This window comes from Streptomyces sp. SID3212 (genome assembly GCF_009865405.1).
In the GTDB taxonomy this organism is placed as follows: domain Bacteria; phylum Actinomycetota; class Actinomycetes; order Streptomycetales; family Streptomycetaceae; genus Streptomyces.
Genome location: NZ_WWJY01000718.1, coordinates 1 through 13,112 on the forward strand (window position 1 = coordinate 1; position 13,112 = coordinate 13,112).

8 protein-coding genes are annotated in these 13,112 nt (G+C 71.1%); 4 read left to right on the forward strand and 4 right to left on the reverse strand.

Annotated elements, in window-relative coordinates:
- Positions 1–923 (forward strand): hypothetical protein (locus tag GT042_RS21505; RefSeq protein ID WP_161310356.1); only part of this gene is annotated, 923 nt, incomplete at its 5' end.
- Between the two features lie 118 nt (positions 924–1,041).
- On the opposite strand, the gene pyk is transcribed toward GT042_RS21505, so the two are convergent.
- The 3 genes from pyk to pta all read right to left on the reverse strand — a co-directional run bounded on the left by pyk (position 1,042) and on the right by pta (position 5,881).
- A complete protein-coding gene (gene pyk, locus GT042_RS21510; RefSeq protein ID WP_161310357.1) occupies positions 1,042–2,472 on the reverse strand; it encodes a pyruvate kinase in 1,431 nt (476 codons plus the stop codon).
- Positions 2,473–2,546: 74 nt separating this feature from the next.
- On the reverse strand, positions 2,547–3,803 hold the full coding sequence (locus GT042_RS21515) for an acetate kinase (RefSeq protein ID WP_161310358.1): 1,257 nt from the start codon (positions 3,801–3,803) through the stop codon (positions 2,547–2,549).
- Positions 3,800–5,881: a phosphate acetyltransferase gene (gene pta / locus GT042_RS21520; RefSeq protein ID WP_161310359.1), complete on the reverse strand. Its 2,082-nt coding sequence runs from the start codon at positions 5,879–5,881 to the stop codon at positions 3,800–3,802. Before pta ends, GT042_RS21515 begins: the two co-directional genes overlap by 4 nt.
- Positions 5,882–6,145: 264 nt before the next feature.
- On the opposite strand from pta, the gene GT042_RS21525 reads away from it, so the two are divergent.
- From GT042_RS21525 to eccCb, 3 genes are all read left to right on the forward strand, one after another.
- A complete protein-coding gene (locus GT042_RS21525; RefSeq protein ID WP_161310360.1) occupies positions 6,146–7,171 on the forward strand; it encodes an ATP-dependent 6-phosphofructokinase in 1,026 nt (341 codons plus the stop codon).
- 129 nt (positions 7,172–7,300) lie between these two features.
- Positions 7,301–7,693 carry a hypothetical protein gene (locus tag GT042_RS21530; protein WP_161310361.1) on the forward strand — a complete coding sequence of 131 codons (393 nt, stop codon included), beginning with the start codon at positions 7,301–7,303 and terminating at the stop codon, positions 7,691–7,693.
- Positions 7,694–7,708: 15 nt separating this feature from the next.
- On the forward strand, positions 7,709–12,085 hold the full coding sequence (gene eccCb / locus GT042_RS21535; RefSeq protein ID WP_161310362.1) for a type VII secretion protein EccCb: 4,377 nt from the start codon (positions 7,709–7,711) through the stop codon (positions 12,083–12,085).
- Between the two features lie 187 nt (positions 12,086–12,272).
- On the opposite strand, the gene GT042_RS21540 is transcribed toward eccCb, so the two are convergent.
- Positions 12,273–12,947: a response regulator gene (locus GT042_RS21540; protein ID WP_161310363.1), complete on the reverse strand. Its 675-nt coding sequence runs from the start codon at positions 12,945–12,947 to the stop codon at positions 12,273–12,275.
- Between the last annotated feature and the right edge of the window lie 165 nt (positions 12,948–13,112).

Sequence of the window (13,112 nt, forward strand, 5' to 3'; positions counted from 1 at the left end):
ACCCGCCGCAGGGCGATCCGCAGCCCGGGGGCACCACCCCGCCCGCCCCGCAGCCCACCAGGACCAGGAACCCGCTGGACCCGCTGGGCCTCGGCGACGCGCTGGGCGACCTGCTCGGCGGCGGGGGCAAGAAGACGACGCCCCCGCCGGAGCCGGACAACACGGCGACGGCGGCGCCGGAGCAGCCCGTACCGTCCCCGTCGAAGACGCGGTCGTCCAGCGACAAGCCGACGTCGACGCCGACGTCCGCGCCGAAGCCGGACCGGTCCACCGCGCACCCGACCGGGCAGGAGACCGGCGCCGCCAAGGCCGCCGAGGACGCCATCAGGGACGCCGCCGACAAGGCCGGTGCCACGGTGGAGGAGCTGGGCGACGACGCGAAGGGGCTCGACGCCCGCGCGGACGAGGAGATCCCGGAGGACGCGGACGGCAAGGAGCCGTTCCCGTGCCCGACCGCGGACCCCGAGGCCCTGGCGAACGCGAAGCTGGAGGCCGGCGTTCCCCGGCTGGCCAACGACCCCTGGACGCTGAAGAGTTCACTGCTGACCCTGAACGGTCTCGACTACCACGGCATCGTGGAGGTGGAGACCGGGAGCGGTGAGATCAAGAAGGTGCTCAAGTTCACGGCCTCGTCCCTGGACATCAAGGATCTGCACCAGACGTGGATCCACCCCGGCGGGGGGCTGGGTCACACGACGGGCGGACCGGGCACCACGTCGACCATCCGGGGCGCCGAGGTGACCATGTACACGGAACAGTTGAAGGGCAACCTCTTCGGTCTGATCCCGATCACCTTCAGCCCGGCGACCCCGCCCCCGCTGAACATCCCGTTCGCGTTCTTCACGGACGTCACCGTCCTCCAGGCGGGCCAGTTCGGCGGCACGCTGACGATCCCGGACCTCAAGAACTACGTCACGGACTGAGCGTACGAACACCGCGAACACCCGAGTACCGCGGGCACCGCAAGCACCCCGTACGGCAATGGGCCGCACCCCGATCCGGGATGCGGCCCACCGCCGTACAAGCAGGAATCACCCGCGGTCAGTCGCGGCCCTGGCCGCCCAGGTGGTGCACCCGGACCATGTTCGTCGTGCCCGGGATCCCCGGAGGCGAACCGGCGGTGATGATCATGATGTCGCCGTCGTTGTAGCGCTTGAGCTTCATCAGCTCGACGTCCACCAGGTCGACCATCTCGTCCGTGCTGTTGACCCACGGCACGATGAAGGACTCGACGCCCCAGCTCAGCGAGAGCTGGTTGCGCGTCGACTCGTCCGTGGTGAAGGCCAGGATCGGCTGCGCGGCGCGGTAGCGGGAGAGGCGGCGGGCCGTGTCGCCGGACTGGGTGAAGGCGACCAGCGTCTTCGCGCTCAGGAAGTCGGCGATCTCGCAGGCGGCGCGGGCGACCGAACCACCCTGCGTACGGGGCTTCCTGCCCGGGTTCAGCGGCTGGAGGCCCTTGGAGAGCAGCTCCTCCTCGGCGGCGACCACGATCTTCGACATCGTCTTGACCGTCTCGACCGGGTACGCGCCCACCGAGGACTCGGCGGAGAGCATGACCGCGTCCGCGCCGTCCAGGATCGCGTTGGCGACGTCGGACGCCTCGGCGCGGGTGGGGCGGGAGTTGGTGATCATCGACTCCATCATCTGGGTCGCCACGATCACCGGCTTGGCGTTACGGCGGCACATCTCGATGAGCCGCTTCTGGACCATCGGGACCTTTTCGAGCGGATACTCGACGGCCAGGTCACCTCGGGCCACCATGATGCTGTCGAACGCCGCGACGACGCTCGCCATGTTCTCGACGGCCTGCGGCTTCTCGACCTTGGCGATGACGGGGACCCGGCGGCCCTCCTCGTCCATGATCTTGTGCGCGTCCAGGATGTCGTCACCGTCGCGCACGAACGAGAGCGCGATCATGTCGCAGCCCAGCCGCAGCGCGAAGCGCAGGTCGTCGACGTCCTTCTCCGACATCGCGGTCACGTTCACCGCCGCGCCGGGCAGGTTGATGCCCTTGTGGTCGGAGATGACCCCGCCCTCGATGACGATGGTCTTGACCCGGGCGCCCTCGACCTCGACGACCCGCAGCTCGACGTTGCCGTCGTTGATCAGGATCTGGTCGCCCTTGGAGACGTCCCCGGGCAGACCCTTGTAGGTGGTGCCGCAGATGGACTTGTCACCCGGGACGTCCTCCGTCGTGATGGTGAACTCGTCCCCCCGGACCAGCTCGACCGGACCCTCGGCGAAGGTCTCCAGACGGATCTTGGGGCCCTGGAGGTCCACCATCACGCCGACGGCGCGACCGGTGTCGGCGGCGGCCTGACGGACGCGGTGGTACCGCTCCTCGTGCTCGGCGTGACTTCCGTGGCTCATATTCAGGCGGGCCACATTCATTCCGGCCTCGATGAGCGACTTCAGTTGCTCGTACGAGTCGACGGCGGGGCCCAGTGTGCAGACGATTTTGGAACGGCGCATGAGGCGGATCCTATCGGTTTGTTTCGGCGCGGAATATTCCGTCTGGTGGAAAGTACAAATGGGCGGACTGCCGCTCAGGAGAGAGGCGTTCGAATCTCGTCCTTTCGTACGTTCTCCGTGCCGACCAGCGCGAAAGTCCGCTGCGCGATTTCCAGCTCCTCGTCGGTCGGGACGACGGCCACCACGACCCGCGCACCGTCCTGCGAGATGATCCGCGGCTCGTCGGAACGTACGGTATTGCGTTCCGGGTCCACCGTGAGACCCATGGGCTCCAGACCTGCGACGGCGGCCTCACGGACCGCCGCCGCGTTCTCCCCGACACCCGCCGTGAAAGCCACCGCGTCCACCCGGCCGAGCACGGCGGTGTACGCGCCGATGTACTTCTTCAACCGGTGGATGTAGACGTCGAAGGCCAGCCGGGCGCGCTGGTCACCCGCGTCGGAGCGGCGCAGGATCTCGCGCATGTCGTTGTCCCCGCAGAGGCCGGTCAGACCACTTCTCTTGTTGAGAAGTTCATCGGTCCCGTCGGCGGACATCCCGGCCACCCGCTGGAGATGGAGGGGGACTGCGGGATCGATGTCACCGGATCGGGTGCCCATCACCAGCCCCTCCAGAGGGGTCATCCCCATCGAGGTGTCCACACACCGCCCGCCCCGGACCGCCGACGCGGACGCGCCGTTGCCCAGATGCAGGACGATCACGTTCACGTCGGCCGGGTCCCTGCCCAGCAGCGAGGCGGTTTTACGCGAGACGTAGGCATGCGAGGTCCCGTGGAAGCCGTACCTGCGGATGAGATACGCGTCCGCCGTCTCGACGTCGATGGCGTAGCGGGCGGCGTACTCCGGCATCGTCCGGTGGAAGGCGGTGTCGAAGACGGCGACCTGCGGGAGGTCCGGCCGCAGCTTCCTCGCGGTACGGATCCCGGTGAGGTTCGCCGGGTTGTGCAGCGGCGCCAGCGGCACCAGGCGCTCGATCTCGGCCAGTACGTCGTCGTCCACCAGGACCGGTTCGCCGAAGCGCGGGCCGCCGTGCACGACCCGGTGGCCGAAGGCCGCCAGCGCGGGGGAGTCGAGCCCGAGGCCGTCCTCGGCCAGCTCCTCGCCGACCGCCTTGAGCGCGGCCGTGTGGTCGGCGAAACCGCCCTTGCGCTCGCGCTTCTCTCCCGTACGGGGGGTGTGGACGAGCCTCGGGTCCTTCTCGCCGATGCGCTCCACGAGGCCGACCGCGAGGCGGCTCGCGTCCGCCATGTCCAGCAGCTGGTACTTCAGCGACGAGGAACCGGAGTTGAGGACGAGTACCCGGGTGGGAGAGTCGGTCGGAGAGTCCGTCATGCCGTTCCGTCCTGAGCCTGGATCGCCGTGATCGCGACCGTGTTGACGATGTCCTGCACGAGCGCGCCCCGCGACAGGTCGTTGACGGGCTTGCGCAGCCCCTGGAGGACCGGCCCCACCGCCACGGCGCCGGCCGAGCGCTGCACGGCCTTGTAGGTGTTGTTCCCGGTGTTGAGATCAGGAAAGATGAAAACGGTCGCCTGCCCGGCCACGTCCGAGCCCGGCATCTTGGTCGCCGCGACGGACGGCTCGACGGCCGCGTCGTACTGGATCGGGCCCTCGATCCGCAGCTCGGGGCCGGCCGCCCGTACCAGCTTCGTCGCCTCCCGCACCTTCTCGACGTCCGCGCCGGAACCGGACGTGCCCGTCGAGTACGAGAGCATCGCGATGCGCGGCTCGACCCCGAAGCGGGCGGCCGTGGCCGCCGCCTGGACCGCGATGTCCGCGAGCTGCTCCGCGTCCGGGTCCGGGTTCACCGCGCAGTCGCCGTACACCAGCACCTTGTCGGCGAGGCACATGAAGAAGACCGACGAGACGATCGAGGCGGTCTCCTTGGTCTTGATGATCTCGAAGGCCGGGCGGATCGTCGCCGCCGTCGAGTGCACACAGCCCGACACCATGCCGTCGGCGAGGCCCTCCTCCACCATCAGCGTGCCGAAGTAGTTCACGTCCGCCACCACGTCGTACGCCAGCTCCACCGTCACACCCTTGTGGGAGCGCAGGTCCGCGTACCGCTCGGCGAAGCGCCGGCGCAGGTCGGAGGCGGTCGGATCGATCAACTGCGTGGCCGGGGCGCTCAGATCGATCCCCAGGTCCGCGGCCTTCTTGCGGATGACGTCCGGGTCGCCGAGCAGGGTCAGGTCGCAGACGTCCCTGCGCAGCAGGACGTCCGCCGCGCGCAGCACCCGCTCCTCGGAACCCTCGGGCAGGACGACCCGGCGGCGGTACGAGCGGGCCTGCTCCAGCAGTTCGTGCTCGAACATCATCGGGGTGATCCGGCCGCTGCGGGCCACCGACATCCGCTCCAGCAGGTCCGCGGTGTCCACGTGGCGCTCGAAGAGCCCGAGCGCGGTCTCCGCCTTGCGCGGGGTCGCCGCGCTCAACTTGCCCTCCAGGCCGAACAGCTCGGTCGCCGTCGGGAACGACCCGCCGGCCACCGAGATCACCGGCGTGCCGGGCGCCAGCCGGGAGGCCAGCGTCAGCACCAGCTCCGCGGGCCGCTCGTCCAGCGTCAGCAGCACCCCCGCGATCGGCGGGGTGCCCGCCGAGTGCGCGGCGAGGGCGCCCACCACCAGATCGGCGCGGTCGCCCGGGGTGACCACCATGCAGCCCGGCGTGAGCGCGCCCAGGAAGTTCGGCAGCATCGCCCCGCCGAACACAAAGTCCAGCGCGTCCCTCGCCAGGCCCGCGTCGTCACCGAGCAGCACCTCGCCGCCCAGGGCCTGGGTGATCTGCGCGACGGTCGGCGCGGCGAGCGCGGGCTGGTCGGGCAGGACGTAGCAGGGCACCGGGAGCTGCGACACGAGCCCCTCGGCGATGGCCGTCCGGTCCTCGGCGGCGACCCGGTTGACCACGACGCTCAGGACGTCGCAGCCGAGGGCCTCGTACGCCCGGTGGGCGTTGCGGGCCTCCGACCGTACGGACTCCGCGGACTGGTCCTTGCCCCCGACCACCGCTATCACCGACGCGCCGAACTCGTTCGCCAGCCGGGCGTTGAGCGACAGCTCGTCGGGGAGCTGGGTGGCGGCGAAGTCGGTGCCGAGGACGAGGACGACCTCGTACTCCCGCGCCACCTGGTGGAAGCGCTCCACCAGGCGTGACACCAGCTCGTCCGTCCCGTGCTCCGCCTGGAGCGCGGTCGCCTCGTGGTAGTCGAGGCCGTACACCGCGGACGGCTCCTGCGACAGCCGGTAGCGGGTGCGGAGCAGCTCGAAGAGCCGGTCCGGGCCGTCGTGCACCAGCGGGCGGAAGACGCCCACGCGGTCCACCTGGCGGGTCAGCAGCTCCATGACCCCCAGCTCGACGACCTGCCGGCCGTCCCCGCGATCGATGCCGGTCACGTACACGCTGCGCGTCACGCGTGCTCTCCTGTCCTGTCGGTCCCGGTGAGGATGTCTTCCCGGTGGGGATGTCTCTCGCTGAGGATGCCTTGAGGCGGCAATTCCCTCTTGACAATACCTCTGGGTGCGGCTAGGAGCCGTTGGTCCCGTCCCCCGGACGTGGGGCGGCCGGATGCGTGCCTTCGCCGCCCCGCGTGGGAGGATCGGAAGCGGCTCATGCGTGGGGTGCGGAGGGCCCGCCCCCCGGAAAGCACAGCACTAGCGAGCGGGAGACACGGCACGATGCGTATCGGAATTCTCACCGCGGGCGGCGACTGCCCCGGCCTGAACGCTGTGATCCGGTCGGTCGTCCACCGGGCCATGACCGGGTACGGCGACGAAGTCATCGGCTTCGAGGACGGCTTCAAGGGACTCCTCGACGGCTACTACCGCCCGCTGGACCTGAACGCGGTCAGCGGCATCCTCGCGCGGGGCGGCACCATCCTCGGCTCGGCCCGCCTGGAGCGCGACCGGCTGCGCGAAGCGGCCGAGAACTGCGCCGAGTTGGCCCGCCGGTACGACATCGACGCCCTCATCCCGATCGGCGGCGAGGGCACGCTCACCGCGGCGCGGCTGCTGTCGGACGCGGGGATGGCCGTCGTCGGCGTCCCCAAGACGATCGACAACGACATCTACTCGACGGACCGTACGTTCGGCTTCGACACGGCGGTCATGGTCGCGACCGAGGCGATCGACCGCCTCAAGACCACGGCGGAGTCCCACCAGCGCGTCATGGTCGTCGAGGTCATGGGCCGCCACGCGGGGTGGATCGCGCTGGAGTCCGGCATGGCCGGCGGCGCGCACGGGATCTGCCTGCCGGAACGGCCCTTCGAGGTGGACAGCCTCGTGAAGATGGTCGAGGCGCGGTTCTCGCGGGGGAAGAAGTTCGCGGTCATCTGCGTCGCGGAGGGCGCGCACCCGGCCGAGGGCTCGATGGAGTACGGCAAGGGCGAGATCGACCAGTTCGGCCACGAACGCTTCCAGGGCATCGGCAACCGCCTGGCCGCCGAGCTGGAACACCGCCTCGGCAAGGAGGCCCGCCCGGTGATCCTTGGCCACGTCCAGCGGGGCGGCACGCCGACGGCGTACGACCGCGTGCTCGCCACCCGCTTCGGGTGGCACGCGGTGGAGGCGGTGCACCGGGGTGAGTTCGGCCGGATGACCGCGCTGCGGGGGACGGCGGTGGAGATGGTTCCGCTGGCGGAGGCCGTGACGCAGCTGAAGCGGGTCCCGGAGAACCGGATGCGCGAGGCGGAGTCGGTCTTCTGATCAGTCGTTCCAGTCGGTCCTCCAGCCGGTCCTCCGGGCGTCCCCTTGTGGCCAACGGGCCTGCTGGAAACGGCTGTTCTGTGCCAAGCTGGGGCTCTGACAGACCGGAGAGCAACGGGGGACCATTCCATGCCACCCATGCGGATCGCCGTCGCCGTCGAGGCGGCGGACGGCGACGCCGAAGAGACCGACGCCCTGACCCGGCAGCTCCAGGAAGAACTGCTGCTGCTCGACGCGGCCGAGTCCGTCGAGCGGCCGGAGGGCGGAGACGCCCCGGCGGGCTCCAAGGGCGGTACGGTCACGACGCTCGGGGCCCTGCTCATCACCGGCGCGTTCTCGCGGGCGGCGCTGAACACGCTGGTCAGCCTGGTGAGCGAGTGGCGGCAGCGGGCACAGGCGCGCCGCGTGGAACTCACCGTGGGCGACGACTCGCTGATCGTCGAGGGCGTGTCGAGCAGTGACCAGAAGGCGCTGATCGAGGCGTGGCTCCAGCGGCGGTCCGGCAGCGACCCGCAGCCGTAGGCGCGGGGAGAGACCGTGAGCCGCGTCGCCCTGCTCATCGCCACCACGGACTACATCGACTCCGGACTGCGCCGCCTGCGCTCTCCCGCCGCCGACGCCCGCCGCCTGGGCGCGCTGCTGGAGGACCCGGCGATCGGCTACTTCGACCGGGTCATCCCGCTGGTCAACGACTCGAAGGCGGAGATCGAGGAGCACATCGAGCGCACGCTCCGCGACCTGGCGCCGAACGACACCCTGCTGCTGTACGTGTCCTGCCACGGCATCCGGGACAAGCACGGACGGCTCTTCTTCACGACGCTGCGGACCAAGCGGGACCTGCCCGAGTCGACCGCGATCTCCGCGCGCTTCGTCGAGGAGCAGATGAGCCGCTGCCGCGCCCGGTCCAAGGTGCTGCTGCTCGACTGCTGCTTCGGAGGGGCGTACGTCCAGGGCATGGCGCCCTTCGCGCCGGACGACGGTGAACTGTCGGTCCAGGCGGCGGGGAAGGGCACGTACGTCATGACCGCCTCGGACGTCCTGGAGTTCGCCTTCGAGGGCGAGACGGTGAAGAGCCGGTCGGGCGTCTTCCACTCCGTGTTCACCGAAGCGATCATCGACGGCCTGAGCACCGGGCGGGCTGATCTCGACAACGACGGTGTGATCACGGCGCACGAGCTGTTCCAGCACGTCGAGCGGCACGTCCGGGAGAGCGGGGCCCCGCAGACACCGACCGAGTTCCGCTCCGGCGTGCAGGGCAACATCCCGTTGGCGACCGCCGCGCTGTGGCACCGGGGGCGGACCGCGGAGAGCGATCCCTTCGCGGGCGACAGCCTCTCCCTGGGGGAGCTGCTGCCGGCGCTCGTGGCCGGTCCCGACCGTGGTCTCTGCGCGCCGGACTGGCCGCCGAACGGGCAGCTCACCGTACCGCTGGGGAGGATGTACGACCCGGCGCAGGGGCTCCAGGAGACCCTGACCCTCGATCTGTCCGGCGGCGCGCCGCACATCGGCGTCGTGGGCGGCAGGTGGAGCGGCAAGACGTCGGTCCTGCGCACCCTCGCCTGCTCGCTGGCGCTCACCCACACCCCGGACGAGGTGCAGATGTACGCCCTGCACGGCGAACCGGACGGGATGACGCGCCTGGACGCCCTCCCGCATGTCGGGATGGTGGCGGACTACTCCCGTGGGGACGACGTACGCACCCTGGTCGACGGCGTCATGGCCACGCTGAAACGGCGCGAGAAGCTGAGCAACGGCCTGCGCATCCGGTCCCCGAAGGCCTTCCGCCAGAAGCGGACGCAGGGGCTGCTGGAGGGCGAGTCGAACGGCGAGGTGTTCCTCCTCGTCGACTCCTGGCCGGACTTCGCGGCACGCTACCCGGAGGAGTCGCGCCTGCTGCTCGGCGTCGCCCAGCAGGGTGTCTACTACGGCATCCACCTCGCGGTCTCCGCCGACCGGTGGAAGGACCTGCCCGAGGACCTCCTCCCGCACCTCGGCACGTGGGTCGAACTCGCCCTGGCCGACCCGCAGGAGTCGCGGATCGACCGCGACCTCGCCGGCGGGATCCCGCCGGGCCAGCCCGGCTTCGGACTGACCCGGGGACGGCGGTACGTACGGCTGGCGGTCCCCGCGCTCGCCACGGCGGGCAGCGCGGGGGAGGCGACCACCCCCTCGTGGGCCGGCGACGAGGGCGCGGAACTCGACGCGCTCCTGCACAAGGTGGCCCTGGCGTGGCAGGGGCCGGGGGCCCGCCCGCTCAGCACGTTCAGGGACGACGTCGACTCCGTACCCCGGCTCCTGGACCTGCTGCCGCTCCCCGACGGCTGGGACGCCTCCCCGTCGTCCGCCTGGACCGCGAAGCCGGAACGGAGACTCACCACGCCGGTGGGCGTGGACGCCAACGGGGCCCCGGTCGTGCTGGACCTGAAAGAGGCCGCGCTCGGCGGCTGGGGCCCGCACGGGGTGTGTGTCGGCGCCACCGGTTCCGGCAAGTCGGAGCTGCTGCGCACCCTGGTCCTCGGGCTGGCGGTCACCAACTCCCCCGAGACGCTGAACTTCGTCCTGGTGGACTTCAAGGGCGGCGCCACCTTCGCGGAGATGGCACGCCTGCCCCATGTGGCGGCCGTCATCACCAACCTGGCCGACGAGCTGTCCCTGGTCGGGCGCATGGGCGACGCGATCCGCGGCGAGATCAACCGCAGGCAGCAGGTGCTGCGCGACGCGGGCAACTACCCCAACATCCATGAGTACGAGCGGGCGCGGGCGGCGGGGACGGCGCTGGTGCCGCTGCCGACCCTGGTCATGGTCATCGACGAGTTCACCGAACTGCTGACCGCCGAGCCCGGCTTCCTGGACGTGCTCGTCCAGATCGGCCGCATCGGCCGCTCGCTGGGCATCCACCTGCTCCTGGCCTCGCAACGGCTGGAGGAGGGACGCCTGCGCGGTCTGGACACCCATCTGTCGTACCGCATCGGTCTGCGCACGTTCTCCGCCGGGGAATCACGCGCGGTCCTGGGCGTGCCGGACGCCTACTCGCTGCCGTCGGTGCCCGGCTCCGGCTATCTGCGGTTCGACATGGACCACATGGTCGGCTTCCGGGCGGCCTACGCGTCCGGCTGGGCCGGGGCGGACGCGCGCGCCGGCGCCGGGGACTCCCCGATGGACCTCATCCTGAACCGCCTGGAGCACCAGGGCCCCCCGGCCCACCAGATCTGGTTGCCGCCGCTGGACCAGGCACCGCCGCTCGACGAACTGCTGCCGGGCCTGGCGGCCGTCGAGGGGCGCGGCCTGACCCACCCAGGACGTATGGTCGACGGGACGCTCGTCGTACCCCTTGGCCTGGTGGACAAGCCGTACGAGCAGCGCCGCGACGTCCTGTGGCGGGACTTCTCCGGCGCGGCGGGCAACCTGCTGATCACCGGGGGCCCGCAGTCCGGCAAGTCGACCCTGCTGCGCACCCTGGTGGCGTCCTTCGCCCTCACGCACACCCCGGAGGAAGTCCAGTTCTACGGGCTGGACTTCGGCGGAGGCGGGCTGTCCGCCGTGGCGGGACTGCCGCACGTGGGCGGTGTCGCCTCCCGGCTCGACCCGGAACGGGTCCGGCGGACCGTGACGGAGGTGGCCGGGATCCTGGCCCAGCGGGAGGAGTACTTCCGCGCCGTCGGTATCGGCTCCATGGAGGTCTACCGGCACGGTCGTGCGGTCGGAGAGATCACCGACCAGCCATGGGGTGACATCTTCCTCGTCGTGGACGGCTGGGGAAGTTTCCGCCAGGAGCACGACGCACTGGCGGAGACGATCACCGTCCTCGCGTCGCGTGGCCTCGACCACGGGATCCACGTCGTCCTCACGGCCAACCGCACCGCCGACGTGCGTCCGGCGCTCAAAGACCAGTTGCTGACACGCCTTGAGCTTCGGCTTGGCGACCCCGCGGAGTCGGAGTTCTCCGCCTCCGTCGCCGCGAACGTCCCGGCGGGCACCCCCGGCCGTGGACAGACACCCTCGAAGCAGCACTTCATCGCGGCGGTTCCGCGGATCGACGGTGTCGCCTCCGACGAGGGGCTGCCCGCCGCCACCGCCTCCCTGAGCCGGGCCGTCGCCCAGGCCTGGCAGGGACCGGCCGCCCCCCGGGTCCGGCTGCTCCCCGCGGAGCTGCCCGCCGGCCAACTGCCCAGAGGCGACGCCCACCCGGCGTACGGGGTCGCCTTCGGCATCGAGGAGGACACGCTGCGACCGGTCTTCGTCGACTTCGAGACCGATCCCTTCTTCCTGGTCTACGGGGAGAGTGAGTCCGGGAAGACCGCGCTGCTGCGCCTGCTGGCCAGGCAGATCTGCGAGCGGTACACGCCTGACGAGGCACGTGTCGTCGTGGTCGACTACCGGCGGACCCTGTTGGACAGCGTCCCGGACACGCATCTGGTGGAGTACGCCGCCTCGCCCACCACCATCGACACGCACATGGCGGCGCTCAAGGAACTCTTCGACAAGCGCATGCCGCCGCAGGACGTCACTCCGCACCAACTGCGTGACCGCAGCTGGTGGTCCGGTCCACGGCTGTTCGTGGTCGTGGACGACTACGACCTGGTCGTGAACGCCCGCGGCAACCCGTTGGCCGTGCTCACCGAACACCTCCCCTTCGCCCGTGACGTAGGCGTCCACCTCCTCATCGCCCGCAGCTCCACCGGCGCCTCCCGCGCCGCGTACGAGCCGTTCACACAACGCGTCCGCGAACTGGGCGCCCAGGGCGTGGTCCTCTCGGGCGACCCGACGGAGGGCGAACTCCTGGGCAACGTCCGAGCCCGCCCACTGCCCCCCGGCCGTGGCTGCTTCGTCTCGCGCCGAAGGGGCGCCACCCTGATCCAGACGGGCTGGCAGCCAATGGACCCACCCGGCGAACCAAGCCCGTCCGGCGCTTGAGGGCGTGCCGGCAAATCCAAGCGTGTCCGGCGCTTGAGGACATCGGTAACCCGCGCCGAGCACGGGCCGCACCGGCACAATCCAGCCCGTCCGGCGCTTGAGGACATCAGTAGCCCGCACCGGCCACCGGGCGAAAGGGCAGAATCAAGCCCGTCCGGCGATTGAGGACAAAGGCGGCGGCCCCCGCCTAGCGCCACCGATACTGGAGCTCCGGGCGACCCACGTGTCCGTACTGGGGACTCCGTTCCGCCCGCCCCACCGTCACCAGGTGCTCCAGATACCGCCGCGCGGTAATCCGGGAAATCCCCGCCCGCCCCGCCGCCTCCGCCGCGGTCAACCCCGAAGGAGACTCCCGCAACGCCCGCGTCACCGCCTCCAGCGTCGGCCCGCTCAGCCCTTTGGGGAGCGACGCGGGGCCCGGCGTACGGAGCGCGCCCAGCGCCCGGTCCACCTCGTCCTGCCCGCTCGCCTCCCCCGAAGACGCGCGGAACTCCGCGTACCGCACCAGCCGGTCCCGCAGCGTCGCGAACGTGAAGGGCTTGAGCACGTACTGGACGACCCCGAGCGACACCCCCTCCCGTACGATCCCCAGATCCCGCGCCGACGTCACCGCGATGACGTCCGCCTGGTGCCCGCCGGCCCGCAGGCTCCGCAGGAGATGGAGGCCGTGGCCGTCCGGCAGGTACAGGTCGAGCAGGATCAGATCGATCGCCGTACGCTCCAGCACCCGCCCCGCCTCCGCCCGCGAATGCGCGACCCCCGCGACGGCGAAGCCGGGCACCCGGCGTACGTACAGCTGATGGGCGTCCGCTGCGACGGGGTCGTCCTCGACGACCAGCACCCGGATGACGCTGTCGGTCACGACACGGCCCCTCTCGGCCGAGGAACGCCGGCCCCGCCACCCGAACCGGCCCCGCCACCCGAACCGGCCCCGCCACCCGAACCGGCCCCGCCACCCGGGCCGGACCCGACAGCACCACCGACCGCACCCCCGCCGGACACACCCCCGCCGGCCCCGACCGGCAGC

Excerpts from the sequence above, each read along its gene's own strand:
- GT042_RS21525 (WP_161310360.1), top strand. The coding sequence starts at position 6,146 with ATGCGTATCGGAATTCTCACCGCGGGCGGCGACTGCCCCGGCCTGAAC.
- GT042_RS21515 (WP_161310358.1), bottom strand. The coding sequence starts at position 3,803 with ATGACGGACTCTCCGACCGACTCTCCCACCCGGGTACTCGTCCTCAAC.
- pyk (WP_161310357.1), bottom strand. The coding sequence starts at position 2,472 with ATGCGCCGTTCCAAAATCGTCTGCACACTGGGCCCCGCCGTCGACTCG.
- GT042_RS21530 (WP_161310361.1), top strand. The coding sequence starts at position 7,301 with ATGCCACCCATGCGGATCGCCGTCGCCGTCGAGGCGGCGGACGGCGAC.